This window comes from Nocardia sp. MDA0666, assembly GCF_003023875.1.
GTDB classification, from domain to species: Bacteria; Actinomycetota; Actinomycetes; order Mycobacteriales; family Mycobacteriaceae; genus Nocardia; species Nocardia aobensis.
In genome coordinates this window covers 35,545-59,411 of sequence record NZ_PYHT01000003.1, presented here as the reverse complement: position 1 = coordinate 59,411, position 23,867 = coordinate 35,545, and the positions used below count along the sequence as shown (strand labels likewise).

The following is a 23,867-nucleotide window of genomic DNA, read 5'->3' as shown; positions in this document are numbered from 1 at the left end:
CGATCTGATTCACGGCACGAGGTAGCGGGCGGCCAATTCTTCGATCAGCGGATCGCCGTCGGAAACGGAGTCGATGGCCTCGAGGTCCTTCTCGATCGCGATCTGGCGCGGATCGTCCTGCTCGGCGTCGGGCGCGCCGTCCTCGTTCAATTGGCGCAGCATCTTCTCGCGCACCCGAGCCTTCAGTGAATCAGCGATTTCCTGGGTCATATTTCCAGCATGCCCGCTTAGACCGGGGCCAACCATGTACCCCACGGGGTATTGCGGATCACGGTGAACAGCGCGAGCAGCCCGATGAGCCACCATTGCGCCTGGCCACGAAGGGTGAACGGGAAGGTGGTGTCGGCTCGGCCGCGCCAGCGGCTCAGAGCCCACCGCCCCCACCACAGCACCAGGGTGAGCAGCAGCGGAAGCACGAATACGTTGCTGTGCAGCGCGTCGAGTACCCGGCCTTCGGTGAGATTGTGCACAGCCCGCAGTCCACCGCAGCCCGGACACCACCATCCGGTCAGGGCATAGAACGGGCATATCCCGTATGCCCCCTGGCTGTGCGGATCGTGGAAGTGCAGCACCGCGGCCGCGGCGACCACCGCACCGGCCGCCAGTAGCGGCCCGCCCTGACTACGCCATCCGGTACGCGGCACCGACCGTTCGCCGGGCAGTTCGCGCGCGATATCCACAGGGTTCACGGTAATCGGCCGGCGTGGTGAGCCGCCAGCCTCGGCGGGCTGCGGCGAGGATCAGCCGGGCTGCGCGAACCGCAGGATGTTGCCGAACGGGTCGGTTACCGCGAAACCCCGCCCTCCCGGACCGTCGGCGGGGCGCCCAGGTTTGGCGAATCGGTAATCCGTGGCAGCAAGCTCGGATTGCCAGGTGTCGATATCGTCCACAGCGATCCACACCACCGATCCGGGGGTGCCGTCGCCGTGATGCTCACTCAGATGCAGTCGCGCGCCCGAGCGCGAAACCTGGGCATACAGCGGGAAATTCGGTTCGAACCGATGCTCCCAGTCCACCGCGAAACCCAGGAAATCCCGGTAGAACTCATACGCCTTCTCGATGTCGTAGATGCGCAGTACCGGAATCGGTGCGGCGAAACCGATCGTATTGTCGCTGGACATGGACCGATGGTCACACGGTCAGCGGGTACGCGTCGTCACCGGCGCGGTGAGCGTGCCGGCGAGCATGTCGATGACCTGGTCCCAGGCCTCCCGGTCGTCGGCGGCGATCCGGCCTGCCTCGACGGCGCGTTCGTGGTCGGCCAGCAGCGCGAACAGCACCGTGGTGAGGCTGCGCAGCCTGCGATGCCGCAGACGCGGCGGCAGGTCCGAAAGAGCGCGGTCGAGCCCGCCCACGATCACTCGCACCGAGGTCCGTTCGGCGCTGTCCAGATTGGCCGCGTCCGACACTGCGGGATGGGTGCGGATCTGTTCGAGAAACCTTGCGTAATAGGAACTTTCGTCACGCGCTCCCAGTTCGAACATGGGGATGACCAGCGCGTCGAGCAGAGTGTGCACATCGTCGGCGGCCGCGGCGGGGCGCTGCGCCAGCAACTCCAACCGACGCACCTCCAAAGTCGCCAGCCGCTGCTGGACCACCGCCTCGACGAGTCCGTCGCGTGAGCCGAAGTGATACGGGATCGCCGAGTTGTTGCGCTGCCCGGCCGCGGCCGCGATATCGCGCAGCGGCACCAGATATCCCCGCTCGGCGATCAGCCGCTCCCCCGCCACCATCAACCGCTCCCGGGCACTCACTGCTTCCACGCTGAGCACGATACGTCCTACCAGGGGATTGAGCACTAGTCCTTGACAGTTAAGAGCTAATTCTTAACACTGCGAGGACCACAATGAGAGGACTAGCGATGATCCTGGACAAATTCCGACTCGACGGCCGCGCCGCCGTCGTCACCGGCGCGGGCCGCGGTATCGGCGCCGCCACCGCCCTCGCCCTGGCCGAGGCGGGCGCCGATGTGGCGATCGCCGCGCGCACGCAGTCGCAACTGGACGAGGTCGCCGAGCAGATCCGGGCGACGGGGCGGCGTGCCCTCGCCGTGGCCTGCGATCTGTCGGATCTCGACGCCGTCACGGCACTGGCCGACGCCGCCGCCACCGAATTCGGCCGCATCGACATCGTGGTCAACAATGTCGGCGGCACCATGCCGAACACCTTCCTGACCACCTCGCCGGAATTCCTCGAGGAGGCCTTCCGCTTCAACGTCTCCACCGCGCACGCCCTCACCCGCGCGTCGGTCCCGCACATGCTCGCCGGCGAGGGCGGCTCGGTGGTCAACATCTCCTCGATGATGGGCCGGGCGCCCGGGCGCGGCTTCCTCGCCTACGGCACGGCCAAGGCGGCGCTCGCACACTGGACCCGGCTGGCTGCCGCGGATCTGTCGCCGCGAATCCGGGTCAACGGCATCGCGGTCGGCTCGGTGCTGACCTCCGCACTCGAGGTCGTGGCACAGAATCCCGAGGTCAAGGCGAAGATGGAGGCCGATACGCCGCTGCATCGGCTGGGCGATCCGACCGATATCGCGGCCGGCATCGTCTACCTGTGCTCCCCCGCGGGCAGTTATCTCACCGGCAAGATTCTCGAGATCGACGGCGGTATCGCCGCACCCAACCTGAAACTCGGCCTGCCCGATTTGTGATAACAAGGCGGATTCTTCCGCACCATCGGGGCCCGCGGCGGGTCACAATGATCAACTATGCATCGTGATCGAGCACACATCGATCGCTGACGGTGCCGTCCCAGCTTGTCGACGAAGTGCCCGCCGCCCGGCTCGGCCGGACAGCGGGCCGGGTAGAGAGGTCGGACGCATATGAACTGCTCGAGCATCACCCGATGGACGATCCGAGCGGCGGCCGCGACCGCGATCGCGGCCGCCGGATTCGCTGTCACGGTGCCCGCGGGCGCCGATCCGGTGTGGCCCGGCGGCCCCGACATCCCCGGCGTTCCGCAACTCGTTCCTTCCCCGCCCGGCCAGATCTCGGCTCCGTGTTCGGCCGCCGCACGCGCCTGCCTGCGCCTGTCGACCAATGAGGGCTGGCTGATGGACAACGGCCGCGTGGTCTACGGCCCGACCCCCATCTCGCACGGGCGGCCCGGGTACGAGACACCGCCGGGCACCTTCCACGTCGCGTTCAAGGAGCCGTACCACTGGAGCACCATGCACAACGCCGAAATGCGGTGGGCGGTCTTCTTCAACGGCGATATCGCCACCCATATCGGGCCCATCGAGGAGCAGTCCCACGGCTGCATCCGGATGACCCCCGAGGGGGCCAAGGCCTTCTACGACTACGTCAATCCGGGTGACGTCTTCGAAGTCGTGCCGTGAACGTGGGCGCCGGCCCGACTCCGGGCCGGCGCGCTACGAATTCAGGGCTACGAATCCGGGGCTACGAATTCAGGTGGCCCAGCTTGATCGCCAGTAGATTCGCGATCACGACGCCCGCGAAGACGACCGCCGCCACCCGATGGCCCAGTCCCCACAGCGCGGCCGCGGCGCCACCGAACACGACGACCTTGGTGATCACCGCGAGCAGCGGAATATCGAAACTCGCCTTCGGCGCCGCGAACATTCCCCACACCACCGCGGCGGCCAGCGGGATGCCCAGCGCCAGAACTACTTTCACCACGGTGCTGTCACCGGCACGCCACCCCCACAGTCCCAGCACCGCCAGCGCGCCGAGCTCCACGGCGAACGCGACGGTCAGGTTGGCCCACTTCCACAGTTCCTGCATGACTGCCCTCTCATTTTCTCGAGAGCAGCGCTCTCTAATAAGAGCAGTGTGCGCGAGGGCCGAGGTGTTGTCAACCGGAACGGAGATGGATCGCGCACGGAAGGGCCGCGCTACCGGCGCGATATCGGACGAATCGAGTCGACATCCGCGAAAATGGCCGGCACTTACCGACGCCACCCGCAGGCCGGTTCCCGCCGGTGCTGACAAAACGGAGACACCGACGCGCCGCAGGACCGAAAGTCCCGTGAAGTGCCCAGGAAACGTACTCAGCCGGCCGTTCGCGGTCGATCGGACAGGCCGAGACGCAGGTGCTCGCTGTGATACACCGCCTCGTCCAGCAATTGCGCGACGTGGGTGTCGTAGAGGCTGTAGACGATGCTGCGACCGGCGCGAGTTCCGATGACGAGGCCGAGGTTGCGCAGCAGACGGAGCTGATGAGAGACCGCGGACTGCTCCATCCCCACCGCCTCGGCGAGTTCGGAGACCGGCCGCGGCCCCTGGCGCAATTCACTGAGGATCAGCAGCCGGCTCGGCGTGGCCAGGGCCTGCAGGGTGGTCGCCACATGCGCGGCGGACTCACTGTCCAGCCGGGCAATCGGCCGATCGCGGCCCTCGACCCCATGTCCCATAACCGTGGAGTTTAGCCGACCAGGTATACATGAAGACCTCTTCACGTGTTCTGTTATTCTCGGGTTGCCCGCTCCCGACCTTCGGAGGTTCTTCGTGTCCGCACCGGCCGCCACGCGTCCCGCCGCGCTCACGGCGATACCCGCGCGGCGGACGCGGCTGTTCGCACTTCCCGAAATTCGTTGGGCCGCAGCGGCTCTCCTGCTCTTCGCGGCCGGCTCGATGGCCCGGCTCCTGCACACACCTCCCGAGGTGTGGTGGTCGCTCTATCTGGCCTGCTATCTCACCGGCGGCTGGGAACCCGCCCTGGCCGGCGTGCGTGCCCTGCGCGAAAGGACACTGGACGTCGACCTGCTGATGGTGGTGGCCGCGATCGGCGCGGCCGCGATCGGGCAGATCACCGACGGCGCACTGCTGATCGTCATCTTCGCCACCTCGGGCGCACTGGAGGCGTTCGCGACCGCGCGCACCGAGGATTCGGTGCGCGGCCTGCTCGATCTGGCACCCGATACCGCCACCCGGATCGACGACGGCATCGAAACGACCGTCAGGGCAGCGGATCTGGAGGTGGGCGATGTGATCCTGGTCCGTCCCGGAGATCGCATCGCGGCCGACGGCACGGTCGTGGCGGGGGCGAGCGAGGTCGACCAGGCAACCATCACCGGCGAGCCCATGCCGGTGGACAAAACACCCGGTGACGAGGTGTTCGCCGGAACCTCGAACGGCACCGGGGTCCTGCGCGTGCGGGTCGGGCGCCGGGCCGAGGATTCGGTGGTGGCCCGGATCGCCACCCTGGTCGAACAGGCCGGCCGGACCAAGGCGCGCGCGCAGCTGTTCATCGAGAAGATCGAGCAGCGCTATTCGGTGGGCATGGTCGCGGTAACACTCGCGGTGTTCGCCGTGCCGTTGATCTTCGGTGCGGCGCTGCGCGATTCGCTGCTTCGGGCCATGACGTTCATGATCGTCGCCTCACCGTGTGCGGTGGTGCTGTCCACCATGCCGCCCCTGCTCGCCGCGATCGCCAACGCCGGTCGGCACGGCGTCCTGGTGAAATCCGCGGTCGTGATGGAACGGCTGGGCAGCACCACCCGGGTGGCTTTCGACAAAACCGGCACGCTCACCCGCGGCGTCCCGGAACTCACCGATATCCGGGTGCTGCCCGATTGCCCGTGCACGGCCGAGGAAGTCCTGCGCTGGGCCGCGGGCGCGGAATACTCCAGCGAGCACCCGCTGGCCACCGCGGTCGTCCGCGCCTGTCATGAACGCGGACTCGCCCTGCCGCCCGTCGACCATTTCAGCGCGCAACCCGGGCGCGGTGTCACCGCCACCGTCGACGGTCACCTCATCGAGGTGGGATCGACTGCCGCACTGCTGGATTCGATCGACAAGGACGCTGCGTCCGTCGTAGCGGAGATACAAGGCGCGGGGCATACCGCTGTGATCGTGCGGCGCGAGCACCGGTCGATCGCAATTCTCGGCATCACCGATCAGACGCGCCCCGAAGCGGCCGATGCCGTCGGCGCGCTCACCGAAATCACCGGAGCCGCACCGGTTCTGCTCACCGGCGACAACCTCGCCGCCGCCCGGCGGCTCGCCGGCCGGCTCGGACTCACCGATGTGCGGGCTGAGCTGTTGCCGGAAGGTAAGGTCGCCGCGATCGAAGAACTGGAAGCCGCGGGCGACCGGGTCACCGCCGTGGGCGACGGCATCAACGACGCACCCGCGCTCGCCGCCGCGCATGCCGGAATCGCCATGGGCGGCAACGGATCCGACCTCACCCTGCACACCGCCGACGCGGTCGTCATCCGCGACGATCTGACCACCGTGCCCGCAGTCATCGCCCTGTCGCGCCGCGCGCGCCGCACCGTGGTCGCCAATCTGGTCATCGCCGCGACCTTCATCGCCGTCCTGATCACCTGGGATCTCGTCGGCCACCTCCCGCTACCGCTGGGCGTCGCCGGACACGAGGGTTCCACGGTCATCGTCGGACTCAACGGTCTGCGCCTGCTTCGGCGCAGCGCGTGGGGAAGCGGGACGGCGCGCGGGAGCGACTGACGGTTTCGGCGGCCACGTGCCCGGACCTCGGCCGATCCGTCGATCGCGTCCCTTCGCCGTGACGAGAGGCGCATACTGGTCGAGCGCGCATCGTGCGGCGGCCGGGTCGAACCCACCGCCGGGGTACCTCGTATCAGAGGCAGGACGTTTCCCGAAACCGACAATCAGAGGTCACCATGACCGATCTGTCACCGTTCTACGCCGACGTGCAGGCCCACTACGACCTGTCCGACGATTTCTTCGCCCTCTTCCTGGATCCCACGCGCACCTACAGTTGCGCGTACTTCCGTGAACCGGACCTCACCCTGGAACAGGCACAGCTCGCCAAGATCGACCTGTCGCTCGGCAAATGCGATCTGCATCCGGGGATGACCCTGCTCGACATCGGCTGCGGCTGGGGTTCGACCATGCTGCGCGCCGTCGAGAAATACGACGTGCGCGTGATCGGCCTGACGCTGAGCCGCAACCAGTACGAGCACGTGCGGGAGCTGCTGGACCGGCTGCCGCCCGGCACCGGTGAGGTGCATCTGCGCGGCTGGGAGGAATTCGACCATCCGGTCGACCGGATCGTCTCGATCGGAGCCTTCGAACATTTCCGGCGCGAACGCTACGACGCGTTCTTCGAGCGCTGCCACCACCTGCTGCCCCCGGACGGCCGCATGATGCTGCACACCATCATCGGCTTCCACCGCCACCAGCTCCGCGAGATGGGCATCCCCCTCACCCACGAATATCTGGCGTTCAGCAAGTTCGTCCTCGACGAGATCTTCCCCGGCGGACAACTTCCGCAGCCGCAGTGGATCGGCGAATACGCCGAACAGGCCGGCTTCACCCTGCACGACGTCCAATCGCTGCAGCCGCACTACGCCCACACCCTCGACCTCTGGGCACAGGCCCTCCGCGACCACCGCCCCGAAGCCGTCGCCCTGACCTCCCCGGCCGTCTACGACCGCTACATCCGCTACCTGACCGGCTGCGCCGACCTCTTCCGCGACGGCTACATCGACGTCCGCCAGCACGTCCTGCTGGCGTGACGGACGCCGCCACCGAACTGGAACGTGTTCTAGTGTGGCGGCATGGATGTGAGTTACGAGGGAACCGCGCGGGAGATCGCGACGGACAAGGGCGTGCTGCGATACCACGAGGCCGGGAACGGTCCGCCGCTGCTGCTGCTGCACGGCTCCGGGATCGGCGTCAGCGGATGGCGGAACTACCGGGGCAACCTCGGCGCGTTCGCGGAGCGGTTCCACTGCTACGTGCTGGAGTTCCCGGGATTCGGGGTGAGCGATCCCGTCGACGGGCATCCCGTGCTGACCGCGGGGTCGTCGGTCGTCCGATTCATGGATGCGCTGGGCATCGAGTCCGCCGCGATGATCGGCAACTCGATGGGCGGGGTGGTCGGCGTCAACGTGGCGATGAAACATCCTGCGCGCGTGCGCAAGTTGGTCACCATCGGCGGTGTGGGGCCCAACATCTTCAGCCAGAACCCGAGCGAGGGCACGCGACTGCTGCAGGAATTCGCCGACGCGCCGAGTCGCGAGAAACTGGTGCGCTGGCTGGAATGCATGGTCTACGACCGCAGCTTGATCACCGAAGAACGCATCGAGGAGCGCTGGGAAACCGCGAAGGATCCGGACTCGCACAAGACGCTCGCGGCGATGTACGGTTCCCGGGCGTTCGCCGCGCAACAGCAGATGATGGCCACCTCCGGAGTGCCGCCGTACTGGTCGATGCTGGGAACGGTGCAGTGTCCCACCTTGCTGACCTGGGGCCGCGACGACCGCCAGTGCCCACCCGATATGCCGATGATCCCGATGCGCCTGATTCCCGGCGCCGAACTGCACATCTTCCCGAACTGCGGGCACTGGGTGATGATCGAGGCCAAGGAGGCATTCGAGCGGATCACCATGGAATTCCTGCTGCGCTGACATCCGCGACATATGCGAAACCGCCCCGGAAATCGGCTTCCGGGGCGGTCGCGTCTTCATGCCGCTGCCGCGCGCAGCCCGCGGCGGCCGAGCGCGTCAGTAGTAGTGCGCGCGGCCGGCCACCGGGCGTCCCAGCGCACCCAGCAGAGCCAGCGCAGCCCCCACGACCAGCGCGATGATGCCCAGAGTCCACAGGATCGGAATCCCGAGCAGGAAACCGAGAACCAGAAGGACAACCCCGAGAGTGATCACAGCAATCTCCTCACTTTCGCTCACCTCGCACCGATCCGGCGACCGGCTGCGATCAGCGGTGGCTCGAACCATCCGATACCCGCATATCCGGGAGTGAAACGAACTCCCTTCATTGCGGGGACGATTCGCTGATCGGAGCGTCGAGAAGTCGGCGAGTTTCGGAAACTCACCGTCGACCGGCCGCCTCCTGATGTTGAGGATCCACCACTCGCTCCAGTGCGCGCAGATCGGCCTCGAGCGCCCGGAACAGCACATAGGCGACCACGAAGGCGATGATGGACCCCACGCACAACACCCGCACCGCGACGATGATCTTCGGAGTATCGCTCAGCGGCAGGAATGTCACCCCGGCCACCGCCAGCAGTGGCACCGACGCCGCCACCGCGAGATATCCGTTGCAGCGGCGATCGAGCCGGCGCAGCTGCCCCGCATCCTCGCGGCTGATGTCGCCGTGCCGGAGAAACAGCGGGTAGACGCAGCGGACCATGTAGAACGTCACCAGGAAGAACGGATATGCCACCGCCATCGCGCCGCACACCAGCAGCCCGCCCACGAAGTGCACCATCTCCTGTCCGGTGAGCTCGTGGGTCGCGAAGTGCAGCACGAGCGGGAACAGAATCGCCGACAGGCTCCAGAGCGAGAACGCCACCACCACACACCGATCACCGAACAGCAGGGCATCGGATCTGGCGCGGGCGAGTATCCGGGAGTCATATTCGCGTCCGCGCCGCATACCGCGCGGAACGGCGAGTAGATAGCGCGACAAATACAGCACGATCACGACGCCCACCGGGAAGAAGACCGCGTTCACCGTGCTGGTGAAAATCCACCATGTCTGTTGGGCGGACCCACTCATCCGGTCGATGATCAGGGTTCGATTGTGCACCGTATTGTACACGGCCGCAAGCACATTCGGGGCGCCGAAGGCCAGCACCACCAGCGGCACCAGCCACCTCCGCGCCCGGAAACGCCAGCTGGTGGGTGCCGGATCCACCAGTTCGCGGGCCCGCGCGTCCAGGCACAGTTCGAATTGCTGGGCCAGTTCGTTGCCGTTGGACCACCGCTTGTCCCGCGTGGGCGCCAGGCAGGTCAGCAAAACCCTGCACAGTGCCGCCGGGCAATCGGGCGGAACCCGTTGCAGCGCAGCCGAATCCACACCAGTACGACGACGTGCGAGCATCGCCCCGAGCGCGGTGGAGTCGCTGCGCTCACCCGCGGTGCTGTCGTCGAACGGCTTGGCACCGGTCAGCAGCTCCCACAGCACCACACCCAGCGAGTAGATGTCGGAACGGGTATCCAGATCGTCGGCGGAACGGTGGTAGCCGGGATGGCAGGCCTCCAACTGTTCCGGCGACATGTACGACAGCGACCCACCGAAGTACGCCACCGGATTGGCGCCGGCCACCTCGCGGCTGAAACTGATGTTGAAATCGGCGAGTTTCGGCACCGCCTCCGCGGTGAGCAGCACGTTCGCCGGTTTGACATCGCGATGCAGCACGCCGTGCTCGTCGGCGTAGGCCAGCGCCTCGGCGAGCCGGCGGCCCAGCCAGGCGACGGTTTCCGGCCACGACAGCGCCGCGATCTCGGCGCGCACGCTGGAATCGGTCGGGCGGATCTCACCCTTCTCCTCCATCGCGGCGTCGACCGCGGCCAGCAGCAACCGACCGCTGCGCTGGTCGGCAGGGGTGGACCGGACCCGGTGCAACACACCCAGCAGGGTGCCACCGGGCAGGAACTGCATGTACAGCAGCCGGAGTCGGCGGCTGCGGGAATCGCCGTGCGGGTCCGGTTCGCCCAGCAGCCGCTGGTCGAAGATCCGGACGATGTAGTCGTGGTCGAGCTGGGCCAGCGTCTGCGGTTCGGTGCCGCGGTCGGCGGAGATCTTCACCGCCACCAGCCGCTGCAACGAGCGCTGCCGGGCCAGGAACACCCGCGCGAAGGCTCCGCTACCCAGCCCGGTGAGCAGATCGAAATCGTCGATGCAATCGCCTACCCGGATGCTGTCCAGCCGAGCGACCTGCGATCCCGTCGTCTCCTGTTCGGCGAACAGGTCGCCCGTGGTGCGGGTGCCTTCGGGGGCGACCATGGTCGAGGCGATGGCAGTCGGGTCCGCACCGGCGCGTTGAGTGCTCCGATCCTGGTCGTCGGCATTGAGCAACTCGCTCAGCTCGGGCGCTTGCGCGGGATATTCGCGCAGATATTCGCGTGGATCGACCCGCTCGCCGCTGTGCCGGCGGATCACGAACTCCTCATAGACCAGGCTCGCCGGAACGCGGTCCGGCGACAGCTCGGCGAATTCCGCGCAGTAGTTCCGCAGCCGCTTGCGGGGCGGCGGCTCGGGTCCGCCGGACGGCGTGAGCGCGGGCCGGCGCAGCCAGCGCTGCCGCAGGTCGACGCGGATCAGTTCGATCAACGCGCCCAAGCGCAAGGTCTCTGCGTCGGGCAGGTAATCGCTGATGGCCGGGGCGGGGGCAGCCGATTCCCACGCGGCTGCGAAGGCGGCCACCGCGCCGGATTCGAGTCCGGCCGTGGATCGTCCGAAGCCGCTGTCTGAGCCGGAGCCGTCGGTCATATCCGCTCCTGTCGAATCCGAACCGTGCACTGGCCGGTCGGTGAAGCGATGGATGCGATCCTCCACACCCAACACCATCATCCCCGAGAGGCGGTCCGATCGAGGAGAAATCGCACGGGCTGCATCCGGTCGACCCCCGGTGCGCCAAGGCCTGCTATGGCTACGTCGATCCGGGCGACGTCTTCGAGGTCGTGCCGTAATCGGTTTTGCCGGCGTCAAATCCGCGCGGGGCGGGCGCCGCGCCGCCGTGGACGCAGCTGATACAGCCGGTATCCGGCCAGCGCGAGGAAGACGGCCCCCAGGCCTGCGACGACTCCCATGTCGAGCAGCCACGTGCCCAGGGTATGTCGCCACAACGGGTCGGGTGCGCCGTTGTGCGGCGACAAGGTGTCCAGGTCGAGGGTGGCCGCTGCCGCAGCGTAGCCCCAGCGGGACGGCGACAGGTAGGCCAGCTGTTCCAGCACAGGGGTGCCGGGCAGCCGTACCAAACCGCCGGTGAACACCAGTTGCGCCATGGACAGCACAATCAGCAGTGGCAGCGTCTTCTCCGAGGTGTTGACCGACACCGAGACCAGCAAGCCCAACGCCAGCGAGGCGATGCCGAGTATCGCCATCGCCAGGATCAACTCCAGCGGGACCGAGGTGAATACGCCTTTCGCCGGCATGCTCACCCCGATGGTGCCGATCAAGAACAGCACCGCCGCCTGCAGGATGGTGATCACGCCCAAGACCAGGAGCTTCGACATCAGGTAGACCCCTGCGGACAGTCCGGCCGCGCGTTCTCTGCGGTAGATCGTCTGCTCCTTGACGATCTCGCGAATCGAGTTGCCGGTGCCGATGAAACAGGCACCGAATATCAAGATCATGAGCTTGGTGGGGGCATCGGTGTTGGTTCCGGGCGCCCCGGCGAAACCCTCGCCCGACGGCACCGCGGCGATCAAGCCACCGAGAATCAGCGGCATCACGCCGAGCAGCGCCAGGTAACTTCGGTCCGAGGCGATGACCGCCAGGTATCGCCGGCACACCGTACTGAGCTGGCTGAGCTTGGACTGCGACGCGGGCGGGGGTGCCGGTGCGTGTACGTCCGCCGGACCGACTTCGTCGGTCGGCCCGACCTCCACGTACTGCTCGAAGCGTGGCGATTCCCGGAATTCAGCAGCCCAGTCGCGGTCCTCCTCGCGATCGAAGGACTGAAACACCTCGGCCCAACTGCGCTGCCCGAACTGCTGCAACCCCTCCGCGGGCGGTCCGTAATAGGCCAGCCGACCGCCGGGTACCAGCACGAGGAGGCGGTCGCAGGAATCGAGGTTCGCGACACTATGGGTGACGACGATCACGGTGCGTCCGTCGTGTGCCAGTTCGGACAGCATATCCATGACCGTCTTGTCCAGGCCCGGGTCGAGGCCGGAGGTCGGCTCGTCGAGGAACAGCAGAGACGGTTTGGTCAGCAACTCCAGTGCGACGCTCACCCGTTTGCGCTGGCCACCGGAGAGCCTATCGATGCGGGTGTCGGCATGCCGGGCCAAGCCGAGCTCGGCGAGGACCTCATCGACCCGCTGCCCGCGCTCCTCGGGGCGCGTGTCACCGGGGAAGCGGAGTTCGGCCGCGTACAGTAGCGCGCGCCGCGTCGGAAGTTGGCTGTGCAGGATGTCTTCTTGCGGAACCAGTCCGATGCGGTGGCGGAGTTCGTCGTAGTCGGTGTAGAGGTCGCGTCCGTCGTAACGAACCGTCCCCTCTGTCGCCGGACGCAACCCGGTCACCGCGCCGAGCAACGTCGATTTGCCCGCTCCACTGGGTCCGATGACCCCGACGAGCGAGCGCTGCGGAATCGGGAAGCTCACCTCGTCGAGGAGAACCTTGCCTTCCGATGTCCGCACGATGAGGTTCTGTACCGACACCGACACGTCACCGGTGTCGACGTACTCCCGCAGTTCGTCGCCGATCAGCCGGTAGGTGGTATGCCCCATGCCGATCAAGTCGGATTCGGACAGGTCCGCCGAATCGACCCGGGCGCCGTTGACGTAGGTGCCGTTGTGGCTGTCGAGGTCGACGACCCGATACCGGCCTGCGCCGGTCACTCGCAGTTCGGCGTGATGACGGGAGACCATGAGGTCGGGCACGACGATGTCGTTGTCGGAGGCCCGCCCGATCCGGAGTGTGTCCGAGACGATCGGGACGACCGCGCTGGGGCGAGCCGCCGGAGGCGACGGCGCAACCTGCCGGGGGCGCCCCCCCGGATGGAACGTCGTCATGGTGGCTTCATCGTCGAGCTGGTAGCCGGGATCGGGGACGAGCATCGTGTCGCCGCCGATATCGCCGGACGACTCGCGTCTGTGCTGTCCTTTTTCCCCCTCCACCGAACAGGCCAACTGCTCGCCGTTCACGGCGTGACCGAGCTGGAACGTCTCGTCATGATCGATCAGCATCCGATCGACGCGCTGACCGTCGAAAAAGGTGCCGTTGAGGCTGTGCGCGTCCTCGATTTCCCAACCGTCCGACCCGCGCTCCAAGACGGCGTGCACGGAAGATACCCGCGGATCGGTCACCACGATGTCGGCGGCCAGATCGCGGCCGACATTGTATGAACCTCCCGCGTGCAGCCGATAGACGCGCTCTCGCGTCTGCACCACAAGAACGGGCGCCTCGGGAAATTCTGTGGAGGACTGATCATCCGCCATAACGGGAGTATACGACTTGAAACGCCCTGCCACCGCAAAACCGGCCACCGGGAATTCCCTGGCAGTATCTGCTCTGCTCCATTCTCGCGCCGCCCTAACCCGCGCTGACCAGCGAGAACGACCTGCGAGTGGAGAGCCACCACCACCCGGCAGCCGCTGACGAGGCAGTGCAGCCGCTGCACCGACCCCCGACCGAACCAGCCGCGGAAATCACCGTGACGGGCTCGGTAATACCAATTCGATCGAACCCGAACAAAATATCGAAGCTGAATATTCCCATTGTTTCGCCGTGAAAACACGTCTTACCAGTTCCGGATCCGACACCACCACGACATCTCCGAACCCCAGTACGGGCACCGACATGAGCTGGCCATATCGCCGCACCATCGCATATCCGGCGCGATCTCCACCGACTATGTAGCCGGCGCCGTAGACGGCCCCGAAAAAGGAAGCCAGACCTTGCACTACAGGTGGCCCCGGAGGTTTGCGCACCCCACGCCCTACTACCCGGCGGCTTTTGGCGCTGGTCTCAGATGCAGCCACGTTGCCGACTCCCATTTCAGAAACAGATTGATTCTCACTTTCAGGGTACGCAGTGATTCTCATTCGTCAAGACGAGACTGGATGCCGCACACGGCGAGCGCCGAAGGGCGTTACTCGTCTTCAGCGCCTTCCCGTCGCCGAGGAAGCCGCAAACGGTCAATCTCGGCGATAGGCCGCCTCGGTGGCCACTTGCAGGTCGATGCCGATGTCGTCACCGGTTTGGATGACCACCCGATCGAGGCGAGCGCCAGTGAGCTCGAACGGTGATCGGTATTCACTCGATACCGGCTGACCGCGGTCGCGTCCGACATTCATGCCCTCGCCCGACAGGGAGAAGAACATCGGCTGAATCATGATGTCGGCCTTGGCGACCACGTCACCGCCGATGTAGAGCTGCGCGGTTCCCGTGGGCGAATGCCCCTCCACGCCGGTCTTGACGAATTCGACGCCGACTCGCACCGGCCCGGTGGCCAGAACGCGATCGGAAACCAGGTGCTGCTCCTTTTCACCGAGCCAGTTGTACACATAATGCAGACGGTGATCCTTCACGAACAATGAATGCCCGCCGAATCGTCCGCCGCCGGCGAAAATCACTCCGGCGCAACCCTCCCCCTGGATATCGAGAGACGCCGTGATCGCGAAAGATCGGCCGATCATCACGAACGAGCGCTCGGGCACTTCCGACCCGCCGGGGAACAGGGTGATCCGGCCGGTGTCGTCGGCGATGGAGGGGCGCTCGAGGTTCGCGATCTCCATCCCCGTGCGGTCGTCGAGTGGGTAGCCGTTGTATTGCTCTGCCTGCTGTTCCCACAGCGCGATCAGTTCGGCCAGCAGGTGCGGCTGCTCGTCGGCCAGGTCGCGCATCTGGTTGCGGTCGACGTCCAAGTGGTACAAACACCAGGTATCTCGATCGAAATGGCCCCACCCGTTCGGGGCAGGTGCGTGAACCGTATTGGCCTGCCAGCCGTCTCGCCATATGGCACGCGTGCCCATCATGGAATAGAACTGCGTGTGCTTGGGCGACGGAGAGGCCGGATCACGCAGTATTGCGGCCATCGACTCGCCCTCGAGCCGTGACTGCGGTACCGATCGCACCGTATCCGGCGCGGTGACGCCCAGCAGGTCGTACAGCGTCGGGACGATATCGATGGCGTGAATGTACTTGTCGCACATCGTTCCCCGTGCCGGCAGACCCGACGGCCAGGAAACCAGCAGAGGGTCGGCGGTACCACCTTCCCACGCTGCATTCATTTTGTAGAGCTTGAACGGGGTGTTGAAGGCCATGGCCCAGCCGTTGGAAAAATGCGGATGCGTGGTTTCGGTGCCCAGTTCGCCGAGCTTGGCGAGGTTCTCCTCGACGTTCTCCGGAATCTGGTTGTACCAACGATTTTCGTTTACAGATCCTTGTGGGCCGCCCTCCGCGGAACAACCGTTGTCCGACAGGGCGACGATCACGGTGTTGTCCAGCTGCCCGATCTGTTCCAGATAATCGAGCAGGCGCCCGATCTGATGGTCGGTATAGGACGCAAAACCGGCGTACACCTCGGCCTGCCGCGCGAACAGCCTCCGTTCCCCCTCGCTCAGTTCGTGCCACGGAATCACGAGATCGGAAGCAGGCCAAGGCAATCCCTCCGCACTGGTCGCCTGCGCGAGCGGATTGATATCGGGGAGCACGGTGCCCGGCGGGAGCAGTCCGAGTTCTTTCTGCCGCTCCAGCACCCTCTCACGGCAATGCTCGTAACCGTCGTCGAACACGCCCTTGTACTTGTCGGCCCATTCCCGGAAAACATGGTGCGGAGCGTGACAAGCACCCGGGCAGAAATACATCATCCACGGTTTGTTCGGGGCGGTGGCCAGCGAATCGGCGATGAATTCCATGGCACGGTCGGCCAGGTCCGCCGAGAGGTGATATCCCTGCGCCGGCGCGGCGGGAGGGTCGATCTGATGGTTGTCGTACCACAGATCCGGATACCACTGATCGGTGAGCCCGCCGAGAAAGCCGTAGAAGCGGTCGAAGCCCCGCGCCAGGGGCCAGGTGCGTTTCGAGGCGCCCATCGACATCTCCGACGCCGGGGACAGATGCCACTTACCGACCGCCATCGTGTTGTAGCCGCGCTCACGCAGCACCTCGGAGATGAATCCGTTCTCCGGCGGGATGTAGCAGGACATATTCGGGAACCCATCGGAGATTTCCCCGACCACCGCCATGCCGTTGCTGGTGGCGTTGCGGCCGGTCAGCAGACTCGCCCGGGTGGGTGAGCACAACGCGGTGGTGTGGAATTGCGTGAACTGAACGCCCCGCTCGGCAATACGGCGCATCGCAGGCATCTCGATCGAGCCGCCGTAGAGATCCCAGGACCCGAAGCCCATATCGTCCCAGACGACATACAACACATTCGGCGCACCTTCGGGCGCCCGCGGTTCGACGAACGGCGTCCAGTCCGGAACCGAATCACGTACATCGCGCTCGATCTTGCCCGCAAACTCCGCCGCCATGACCGCTCCTGTCTCGGGTAATCGATACTCCGATGCAAAGCTCGCACACGACGCGCGCGTCCGAGCTCATGCGAAACGGGCGATTCGCAGAAAGAATCGGACGCATCCGCGGCCGAGCCGTCCCGATCTGCGACTGACCCGCAGCCAGTCGCCGACCGCACCTCAAGTATCGCCGAAGCCGGCTATCTGATACCTCCGATAACCGATCGCGCACGTCGGCCAACTGCTGCTTGCTGCAGTGATGGGTCAAGGAGTGAATTTTCTATAATGGAATATCATGTTGCAGGAATGACGTCGTCGTAAGGAGATCGACCGTGGCCGGCCGCAGGCCCCGCAACCGCAAAGAGCAGATCGTCGAGGCCGCGAGCGAACTGTTCCGCGAGCGCGGCTACCACAACGTGTCGGTCGCGGACGTCACCACCAAGGTCGACATCGGCGCCTCGGCTCTGTATCGGCACTTCCGCAACAAGAATGAGCTCTTGTACGCCGCCGTGCTCACCGGTCTCGAATCGTTGCAGGAATCGGTCGACGGTGTCGCAGATCTGCCGGAGCTGCTTGCGACGCTGGCCGCCGGCTCGGCAGAGCGCCGGGGCCTGCCCCTGCTGTGGCAGCGCGAAGCGCGGTACCTGGATGCGGAGCAGCGCACTGAACTGCGCGAGCGACTGCGGGGCATCACCTCACGAGTCGCAGACTTGATCGCGGCGGCTCGCCCCGAACTGACCACAGCGGATTGCGAGCTGATCGGATTCTCTGTTCTCGCAACGCTCAGCAGCACCTCGGCCCACCGAATCGTCTTGCCCCGCCGTCGTATGGAAGCACTGCTGTCGACGCTGTCCACCCGGGTCGCTCACACCCCCCTCGGTACGAGCGAGACGGACGAACAGCCGGCCACGGATGGCTTCGAAATCCCGGTCTCCCGCCGAGAACAACTGCTGGCGGCGGCGATCCGCCTGTTCGACGAACGCGGCTACCAGACCGTCCTGACCGAGGACATCGGCGAAGCGTGCGGAACCACCGGCCCCAACGTCTACAACTATTTCGACGCCAAGATCGATCTACTGGTCGCCGCGATGACGAGAGGCTTCGATCGTCGGGCGATGGTGGTCCGACAGGCCCTGGCCGGCGTCACCGATGCACGCGACATGCTGGACAGGCTGGTGCGAGCGCATATCGACGTCGCGCTCGAGAACGGCAATCTGGTGGGCTTGATGGCCAGTGAATTGAACGAGCTACCCGAGAACACCCGCAAGATCTGCACCCAGGAACAGCGTGACTACCTGCATCTGTGGACTCGGGCCGTGGCTGGCGTCCGGCCCGGCATCGATCCCACCGAAGCACGGATCACGATCAGTGCCGTGCTGACGATGGTGGCCAATGCCGCACGGACGCCTCGACTGCGGCGGCGAACCGATCTCGCCGAACGGTTGGCCGAGATCTCGATGGCCATGTTGTTCGACCCCACCGAAGTTCCCGGTGCGGCAGGAACGGCGGCCGCCACGGCTGGATAGCGACCTCGGACCTGCCGGGGCGGCGAGGCTCAGACTGTATTCGCGACCAGAGGCGCCGCGCCGCAGGGCGCACCGCGGCGTTCACGAAGCAACACTTCCTGAGCGATGGTCGCTATGAGGGTGCCGTCTCGGGTCCACACTTCGCCCTCGGTCAAGCCGCGTCCGTCACCGGAGGTTCGGCTGCGGTGAACGAACAGCAGCCAGTCGTCGACCCGGCACGGACGATGAAACCAGATCGCGTGGTCCAACGACGTGAGAAACAGTCGCTGCGACGGTGTTCCGCCGGTAGTGCTCAGATGTCCGAGCGCGGCGGTACGCGCGACGGTGAGATCGGAACAGAAGGCGAGAGCGGCGGCATGCACTGCCGGGTCCTCCGGTATGGCGCCGGGAACTCGAAACCACATGCGCCGGTTTCGGGCGCCCTGCTGCGCGCCCGCCGCATCGATCGTCTCGTCGCTGGGGACCGGGCGCACCCGCACGACGTCACGAATGAGCGATGTGGGGGCGATACCGGACCAAAACCGTTGTGCGGCTTCCCCGCACTCGGACAACGACTCCGGAGCGGGGACCGCCGGCATCGCGGTGTGGCGGTCCACACCACCCTCGATTCGTTTGAAAGATGCTGTGACGATGAGCAATCGGTTGCCGCCTTGATGAGCGGTCACCTGCCGTAGCGCGTAGCTGCCACCGTTTCGCAACGCGTGGACCTGATAGCGGATTTCCTCTTCGGGTCTGCCTCGCTCCAAGAAGTACGCGTGCAGCGAATGTACCGACCGGCCGGCGTCCACGGTGCGGGACGCGGCCAGCAAGGCCTGCGCCACGAGATGTCCGCCGTAGGCTCGGCCCGTTCCTCCCGCACAACAGATTCCGCGGTATTCACCGCCCTGCCCCGTCCCGTGCGTTCCGCCCTCGAGATGCAGGGCATCCATCATGCTCACTTCGCCACCGTCCCCAGCGATTTGGCGATGATCGTCTTCATCACTTCGCTGGTGCCCCCGTAAATTCGCGACACTCGGGTGTCGGCGTACAGCCGGGCGATCGGATATTCTCGGATATAGCCGTATCCGCCGTGTAGTTGCAGGCATCGGTCGATGACCTTGCCCGCCATTTCGGTGCAGAACAGTTTGCAGGTCGCGGCATCAACAGCGGTGAGCTCGCCGACGTCTTCGAGGACGACCGCATGGTCGACCATGGCTTGAGCGGCGGCGAGCTCGGCGGCGCATTCGGCCAGCACGAACTTGGTGTTCTGGAACTCCGCCACCGGCCGGCCGAAGGCGCGACGGTCACGGGTGTACGCGAGGGTGTACTCGATGGCAGCCGCCGCAGTCGCGCAGCCACCGGCGGCCATCGCGAGTCGTTCACGAGGCAGATTCTTGCCGAGGTAGGCGAACGCCTGCCCCTGTTCACCGAGCAGATCGCCCACCGGGACACGCACGTCGGTGAACGACACCTCACATGTGTCACTGAATTTCAGGCCGATCTTGTCCAGTCTGCGTCCGACCCGGAACCCAAGGGTGGCGGTATCGACGACGAACAGCGACAACCCACCCCGGCGTTCCGGGCCGGGGTCGCCGGTCCGTGCGGCCACCACCATGTGGGTGGCCTGAGAAGCGTTGGTAATGAATGTTTTCGCGCCGTTGAGCACATAATGTGTCTGATCGACGGAGAGCTTCGCCGTCGTGCGAATCGCGGCGAGATCCGATCCGGTGCCGGGCTCGGTCATGGCCACGGCCAGCACCGCCTCACCGGCGGCACACGCGGGCAGCCATCGTTGCTTCTGCTCCTCGTTTGCGAGCGCCAGCAGATAGGGCAGCACGATGCCGGCGGTGACCTGGTAGTTACCGAGGGAGATCCCGGCCAGGGCGGCCTCCTCGCCGATGACCATCAAATACCGGTAGCTGGTCGGACCGGTTCCACCGTACTGTTCGGGAATATCGAAGCCCATGATTCCCAGTCGGCCGAGTTCTCGGTAGAACTCTCTGGGCGCATACCCCTGAGCCTCCCAAGCCGGGAATCGTGGAACCACCTCCCGCTTCAGGAACTCTCGGATCATCGCCCGGAAATCCTCGTGCGTGTGGTCGAAAATGGTGCGCTGCATCGGTTCTGCCTCCTCGGGCCCGCAGGTTGCGGCGGGCGTGGCTAACTGTGGAGATTGCGAAGGGCCCGCTTGTCCGTCTTGCCCGTGGCTGTGGTCGCGAGGGTCTCGACGAATTCGACGGTGCGCGGCGCCTTGAAACCGGCGATGCGCCCCTTCACGAATTCGCGTAGCTCGGCGGCGGTCGATGTCACCCCCGGCCGGAGGACGACCACCGCATGCACGCGTTCGCCCCACCGCGAATCCGGAACACCGATGACAGCGCACCGCAGCACAGCCGGGTGGTGGCAGAGGGCGTTTTCGACCTCGGCAGAGTAGACGTTCTCACCACCGCTGATGATCATGTCCTTAGCGCGATCGACGACGTAGATGAAGCCCTCGTCGTCCATATAGCCGAGGTCACCGGTATGCATCCACCCGCCGCGCAGTGCGGCCGCGGTCTCCTCCGGCTGATTCCAATACCCGAGCATCACGTGCTCGCCCCGGGTCACGATCTCGCCGACGGTTCCGCAGGCGACTTCGTTGCCGTCGTCGTCGACGATACGAATCTCGGCATGCAGATTCGCGCGTCCTACCGATCGAAGCCGCGGGCCGCCGGCCCGATGGTCCGCGCCGATCAGCGACGCGATGACACCGGTTTCGGTCATACCGTAGCCCTGAACGAATTGCGCGTTCGGGAAAGCGGCCATCGCGGTGAACAGAATCGAAGCTGGCATCGGTGCCGCGCCGTACACGATCGTCCGCACACCTGCGGCGTTCGATTCCTCCAGATGTGGGTCGTCGCAGAGTATTTGAAGCATGCTGGGCACGGCGGTCATTGTCGTGATCCGATGCTGTGCGAGCAGTCGGAGCACTTCGGCGGGGTCGAAGCGCTGGACGAATACCAGCGTGCCACCCACCACGGCTTGGGCGAGCATCCCGAGCAGTGCCGCGATGTGGAACAGCGGAGCCATCACCATCGTGGCGCCGCCGGGCTCGCATCCGCGGGTGTAGCCCATGCCTCCCAGCATCGACGCCGAGAGGCTACGGTGCGAATGCATGGTCGCCTTGGGCGTACCCGTCGTCCCACCCGTGTAGATCAGAACGGCCAGATCGTCGCTGTAGGCGCGCACGTCGGCGACCGCAGGACCGGTAGCGATCAGGTCCTCGAAGCCCAACATCCCCGCCGGTGCCGCTCCCTCCCCCATATGGACGACGGTCAGCGTATCCACCAGATTCGTTGCCGGCGAAAGGCACTGGTCGTCGACCAGGAGGCACGCGCTTCCGGAAACGGCGATCGCGTCGGCCACCTCGGCTTCGGACCAGCGACAGTTCAGCAATGTCGCGACCCCGCCCAACCACCAGACAGCCATGAGGGCCTCGAAGTAGCGGTCCGAATTGAACGACAGGATCGCCACCCTGTCGCCGTGGCCGATCCCTCGTCCCCGCAGCGCTCCCGCGAGACGTGCGACACGGTCGGCGATCTCGGACGCAGTCCGTTCACGATGCTCGTACACGGTCAACGGCCGCCGCGGCTGCTGCTGCACCGCCTTGTGCAACAAGTGCGTCAGGTGCATTGTTCGGGAGCTCCTCGGGAAGGTGGGCGGGGCGGGGTGCGGGGTGCTCGATTCGCACCCCGCACCGATTCAGTCGAGCAGGAATTCCGCGTCCCCGACGAGCGCGTGCTCACCGGTCTGCCGGGTACATGTCATCTCGATGCGGATTCTGCGGCCGTCGTCGGCCTCGTAGATGTCGGCCACCGTGGCAGCGCACGTGAGTGTGTCTGCGGGCCAAACCTTTTCGGCGAACCGTACCTTGAATCGACGCAGGTTCGCCAGGCCAAGCCAGTCGGTCACGAAAGACACGAGCAATCCGGCCTGGAGCATGCCGACCGAGAACACGGTCGGGAAACCGGTGTCGCGAGCGAAGAGCTCATCGTGATGCAGCGGATGGAAATCCCCCGAAGCACCTTGATACTTGACGAAATCGGTACGGGTCAGCGGGCCGTAGGTGCGCGCCGGCGCCTGTTGCCCGATCGTGAGGGGTGTGCTGGTGGTCGTCATTTGCTCTCCTCGGAACTACCGGAGGTGCCGGTTTGAATGATCGTGCTGTTCTGCGTGGCGACCAGGCGCCCGGTTTCGTCCCGGAACTCGGTGATCATCTTGGCGAAGGTCATCACGCCGCCACGCTTACCCGGCTTTTCGAACCGATCGCCGACTCGTGTCTCTGCGGTCAGTGTCTGGCCGGATCGAGGCAGGGGCCCGTGAAAGACGTACTCCTCCTCGCCGTGCAGGATTCGGCGGCGATCGAAGCCCAGCTTGGCGAAGCCGGACTGCTCGGCCGGCTCCCAGATCATCCGGCCGCTGGTGAGCATCGTCGGCGGGATGAGTGCATCCTTGCCGGCATGAGCGTCGGGATCGGCGTGCACGGCCCGGGCGAATTCCTGGACCTTGCTGTAGTCGAGCGGAAATTCGTAGCTCACTTGGTTTCTCCTTCGACCTTCGGAATGCCCGCCCGCCGGGTGTCGACCGCCTTCGGAAACGACTCGGCTCCGAGAAGTTCCGCCAGTTCCCCGACCTCCCACTGACGGTTCTCCCGGATCTCGTGAGCGATCGAGTAACCGCTGTAGAGACCCACGTAGCCGCCGTAGACCGCGAAGACCTGGCCATTGAACGCGCATTCCGCGCTGGACAGGTACGCCACCAGGGGTGAGCAGTTGGCCGGGTTGTAACGGTCGAAGACGTCGGGATCCACCGGCTCGCCGACCAAATCCTTGATACCGGGGGTCACCTTGACCGGCTCGGTGCGCGCCACCGGCGCGATGGCGTTGGCCTTGACACCGAAACGCTCGAGTTCGCGGGCCGCGTTGACCGCCTGGATGGCCAGACCAGCTTTGGCCGCGGAGTAATTCCACTGGCCGTAATTGCCATGCAGTCCCGAACCCGAACTCGTGTTCACGATCGTGCGAGATTCCACGACACCGGCCTTGGACTGCGCCCGCCAGTAGCGGGCAGCAGCGCGGGTGGCCGAGAAGGTCCCTTTCAAATGGACCGCGACAACCGAATCGAACTCCTCCTCGGTCATGTTCCACAGCATCGCGTCGCGGATGATCCCCGCATTGTTGACCACGGCGTGCAGGTTGCCGAAGGTATCCACCGCCGCGTCGACGAGTTTCTCGCCGACCGCGAGCTCCGCGATCGAGCCCTCCACGGCGGTCGCGGAACCACCGGCCGCGGTGATCTCATCGGCGACCTGCTGAGCTCCGCGCAGGTCGTTGACCACGACGTGCGCCCCTTCGGCCGCCATCAACAAGGCGTGTTCGCGCCCCAGTCCGCCGCCGGCACCCGTCACGGCGACCACACGTCCGTCCAATACACTCATGTTGTTGTCT

General features: G+C 65.8%; 23 protein-coding genes. 6 read left to right on the top strand and 17 right to left on the bottom strand.

The annotated features are described in order from the left end of the window. Positions 1-9 precede the first annotated feature (9 nt). From C8258_RS06575 to C8258_RS06560, 4 genes are read right to left on the bottom strand one after another with little or no spacing between them, the layout of a single operon-like run. On the bottom strand, positions 10-198 hold the full coding sequence (locus C8258_RS06575) for a hypothetical protein (RefSeq protein ID WP_106954593.1): 189 nt from the start codon (positions 196-198) through the stop codon (positions 10-12). A gap of 29 nt (positions 199-227) precedes the next feature. Further along, positions 228-680, bottom strand: coding sequence for a DUF2752 domain-containing protein (locus C8258_RS06570; RefSeq protein WP_233224918.1), 453 nt, complete (start codon positions 678-680; stop codon positions 228-230). Between the two features lie 60 nt (positions 681-740). Further along, a complete protein-coding gene (locus tag C8258_RS06565) occupies positions 741-1,121 on the bottom strand; it encodes a glyoxalase superfamily protein (protein WP_106954418.1) in 381 nt (126 codons plus the stop codon). A gap of 18 nt (positions 1,122-1,139) precedes the next feature. Further along, positions 1,140-1,763 (bottom strand): TetR family transcriptional regulator, encoded by a 624-nt coding sequence (locus tag C8258_RS06560; RefSeq protein ID WP_146161177.1) that lies wholly within the window; start codon positions 1,761-1,763, stop codon positions 1,140-1,142. Between the two features lie 98 nt (positions 1,764-1,861). On the opposite strand from C8258_RS06560, the gene C8258_RS06555 reads away from it, so the two are divergent. Next, positions 1,862-2,650 (top strand): SDR family oxidoreductase, encoded by a 789-nt coding sequence (locus C8258_RS06555; RefSeq protein ID WP_106954417.1) that lies wholly within the window; start codon positions 1,862-1,864, stop codon positions 2,648-2,650. 171 nt (positions 2,651-2,821) lie between these two features. After that, entirely contained in the window at positions 2,822-3,337 is a 516-nt protein-coding gene (locus C8258_RS06550; protein ID WP_106954416.1) for a L,D-transpeptidase, read from the top strand. A gap of 61 nt (positions 3,338-3,398) precedes the next feature. Here C8258_RS06550 and C8258_RS06545 read toward each other — a convergent pair whose 3' ends face one another. Together C8258_RS06545 and C8258_RS06540 are read right to left on the bottom strand one after the other, a co-directional pair. Next, on the bottom strand, positions 3,399-3,743 hold the full coding sequence (locus C8258_RS06545; RefSeq protein ID WP_106954415.1) for a YrdB family protein: 345 nt from the start codon (positions 3,741-3,743) through the stop codon (positions 3,399-3,401). A gap of 266 nt (positions 3,744-4,009) precedes the next feature. Further along, positions 4,010-4,372 carry a metalloregulator ArsR/SmtB family transcription factor gene (locus C8258_RS06540; RefSeq protein WP_106954414.1) on the bottom strand — a complete coding sequence of 121 codons (363 nt, stop codon included), beginning with the start codon at positions 4,370-4,372 and terminating at the stop codon, positions 4,010-4,012. 94 nt (positions 4,373-4,466) lie between these two features. Here C8258_RS06540 and C8258_RS06535 point away from each other — a divergent pair, with 94 nt between their 5' ends. The 3 genes from C8258_RS06535 (at position 4,467) to C8258_RS06525 (ending at position 8,353) form a co-directional block, all read left to right on the top strand. Further along, positions 4,467-6,425, top strand: a complete 1,959-nt coding sequence (locus C8258_RS06535; protein ID WP_304598372.1) for a heavy metal translocating P-type ATPase — start codon at positions 4,467-4,469, stop codon at positions 6,423-6,425. Between the two features lie 176 nt (positions 6,426-6,601). After that, positions 6,602-7,459, top strand: coding sequence for a cyclopropane mycolic acid synthase family methyltransferase (locus C8258_RS06530; protein ID WP_106954413.1), 858 nt, complete (start codon positions 6,602-6,604; stop codon positions 7,457-7,459). A gap of 42 nt (positions 7,460-7,501) precedes the next feature. Then, positions 7,502-8,353: an alpha/beta fold hydrolase gene (locus tag C8258_RS06525; RefSeq protein WP_106954412.1), complete on the top strand. Its 852-nt coding sequence runs from the start codon at positions 7,502-7,504 to the stop codon at positions 8,351-8,353. A 96-nt stretch (positions 8,354-8,449) separates the two neighbouring features. Here C8258_RS06525 and C8258_RS32825 read toward each other — a convergent pair whose 3' ends face one another. The 5 genes from C8258_RS32825 to C8258_RS06505 all read right to left on the bottom strand — a co-directional run bounded on the left by C8258_RS32825 (position 8,450) and on the right by C8258_RS06505 (position 16,894). Further along, positions 8,450-8,605 carry a DUF6131 family protein gene (locus tag C8258_RS32825; RefSeq protein ID WP_086006819.1) on the bottom strand — a complete coding sequence of 52 codons (156 nt, stop codon included), beginning with the start codon at positions 8,603-8,605 and terminating at the stop codon, positions 8,450-8,452. Between the two features lie 166 nt (positions 8,606-8,771). Next, on the bottom strand, positions 8,772-11,177 hold the full coding sequence (locus tag C8258_RS06515) for a serine/threonine-protein kinase (RefSeq protein ID WP_106954590.1): 2,406 nt from the start codon (positions 11,175-11,177) through the stop codon (positions 8,772-8,774). A gap of 215 nt (positions 11,178-11,392) precedes the next feature. Then, positions 11,393-13,903, bottom strand: coding sequence for an FHA domain-containing protein (locus tag C8258_RS06510; protein ID WP_146161176.1), 2,511 nt, complete (start codon positions 13,901-13,903; stop codon positions 11,393-11,395). Between the two features lie 162 nt (positions 13,904-14,065). Next, a complete protein-coding gene (locus tag C8258_RS32210; protein ID WP_146161175.1) occupies positions 14,066-14,461 on the bottom strand; it encodes a hypothetical protein in 396 nt (131 codons plus the stop codon). 93 nt (positions 14,462-14,554) lie between these two features. Further along, the gene (locus C8258_RS06505) at positions 14,555-16,894 is read right to left on the bottom strand and encodes an arylsulfatase (protein ID WP_106954410.1); all 2,340 of its coding nucleotides are present in this window, start codon (positions 16,892-16,894) and stop codon (positions 14,555-14,557) included. Between the two features lie 314 nt (positions 16,895-17,208). Here C8258_RS06505 and C8258_RS06500 point away from each other — a divergent pair, with 314 nt between their 5' ends. Then, positions 17,209-18,402 carry a TetR/AcrR family transcriptional regulator gene (locus C8258_RS06500; protein WP_106954409.1) on the top strand — a complete coding sequence of 398 codons (1,194 nt, stop codon included), beginning with the start codon at positions 17,209-17,211 and terminating at the stop codon, positions 18,400-18,402. A 29-nt stretch (positions 18,403-18,431) separates the two neighbouring features. Here C8258_RS06500 and C8258_RS06495 read toward each other — a convergent pair whose 3' ends face one another. The 6 genes from C8258_RS06495 to C8258_RS06470 form a co-directional block, all read right to left on the bottom strand. After that, the gene (locus C8258_RS06495; protein ID WP_106954408.1) at positions 18,432-19,334 is read right to left on the bottom strand and encodes an acyl-CoA thioesterase II; all 903 of its coding nucleotides are present in this window, start codon (positions 19,332-19,334) and stop codon (positions 18,432-18,434) included. A 2-nt stretch (positions 19,335-19,336) separates the two neighbouring features. After that, positions 19,337-20,500, bottom strand: coding sequence for an acyl-CoA dehydrogenase family protein (locus tag C8258_RS06490; RefSeq protein ID WP_106954407.1), 1,164 nt, complete (start codon positions 20,498-20,500; stop codon positions 19,337-19,339). 41 nt (positions 20,501-20,541) lie between these two features. Next, a complete protein-coding gene (locus tag C8258_RS06485) occupies positions 20,542-22,053 on the bottom strand; it encodes a long-chain fatty acid--CoA ligase (protein WP_106954406.1) in 1,512 nt (503 codons plus the stop codon). Positions 22,054-22,122: 69 nt separating this feature from the next. Continuing rightward, the gene (locus C8258_RS06480; protein ID WP_106954405.1) at positions 22,123-22,539 is read right to left on the bottom strand and encodes a MaoC/PaaZ C-terminal domain-containing protein; all 417 of its coding nucleotides are present in this window, start codon (positions 22,537-22,539) and stop codon (positions 22,123-22,125) included. Beyond that, complete coding sequence (locus tag C8258_RS06475; protein WP_106954404.1) at positions 22,536-22,958, bottom strand: MaoC family dehydratase N-terminal domain-containing protein; 423 nt, start codon at positions 22,956-22,958, stop codon at positions 22,536-22,538. Before C8258_RS06475 ends, C8258_RS06480 begins: the two co-directional genes overlap by 4 nt. Next, positions 22,955-23,857, bottom strand: coding sequence for an SDR family NAD(P)-dependent oxidoreductase (locus C8258_RS06470; protein WP_106954589.1), 903 nt, complete (start codon positions 23,855-23,857; stop codon positions 22,955-22,957). Before C8258_RS06470 ends, C8258_RS06475 begins: the two co-directional genes overlap by 4 nt. Positions 23,858-23,867: the final 10 nt, after the last annotated feature.

Bases quoted from the DNA above. Each gene is read 5' to 3' on its own strand.
- C8258_RS06540 (WP_106954414.1), bottom strand. From the start codon at position 4,372: ATGGGACATGGGGTCGAGGGCCGCGATCGGCCGATTGCCCGGCTGGAC.
- C8258_RS06555 (WP_106954417.1), top strand. From the start codon at position 1,862: ATGATCCTGGACAAATTCCGACTCGACGGCCGCGCCGCCGTCGTCACC.
- C8258_RS06530 (WP_106954413.1), top strand. From the start codon at position 6,602: ATGACCGATCTGTCACCGTTCTACGCCGACGTGCAGGCCCACTACGAC.
- C8258_RS06525 (WP_106954412.1), top strand. From the start codon at position 7,502: ATGGATGTGAGTTACGAGGGAACCGCGCGGGAGATCGCGACGGACAAG.
- C8258_RS06515 (WP_106954590.1), bottom strand. From the start codon at position 11,177: ATGACCGACGGCTCCGGCTCAGACAGCGGCTTCGGACGATCCACGGCC.
- C8258_RS06480 (WP_106954405.1), bottom strand. From the start codon at position 22,539: ATGACGACCACCAGCACACCCCTCACGATCGGGCAACAGGCGCCGGCG.
- C8258_RS06495 (WP_106954408.1), bottom strand. From the start codon at position 19,334: ATGATGGATGCCCTGCATCTCGAGGGCGGAACGCACGGGACGGGGCAG.
- C8258_RS06550 (WP_106954416.1), top strand. From the start codon at position 2,822: ATGAACTGCTCGAGCATCACCCGATGGACGATCCGAGCGGCGGCCGCG.
- C8258_RS06490 (WP_106954407.1), bottom strand. From the start codon at position 20,500: ATGCAGCGCACCATTTTCGACCACACGCACGAGGATTTCCGGGCGATG.
- C8258_RS32210 (WP_146161175.1), bottom strand. From the start codon at position 14,461: ATGAGAATCACTGCGTACCCTGAAAGTGAGAATCAATCTGTTTCTGAA.
- C8258_RS06485 (WP_106954406.1), bottom strand. From the start codon at position 22,053: ATGCACCTGACGCACTTGTTGCACAAGGCGGTGCAGCAGCAGCCGCGG.
- C8258_RS06545 (WP_106954415.1), bottom strand. From the start codon at position 3,743: ATGCAGGAACTGTGGAAGTGGGCCAACCTGACCGTCGCGTTCGCCGTG.
- C8258_RS06505 (WP_106954410.1), bottom strand. From the start codon at position 16,894: ATGGCGGCGGAGTTTGCGGGCAAGATCGAGCGCGATGTACGTGATTCG.
- C8258_RS06565 (WP_106954418.1), bottom strand. From the start codon at position 1,121: ATGTCCAGCGACAATACGATCGGTTTCGCCGCACCGATTCCGGTACTG.
- C8258_RS06470 (WP_106954589.1), bottom strand. From the start codon at position 23,857: ATGAGTGTATTGGACGGACGTGTGGTCGCCGTGACGGGTGCCGGCGGC.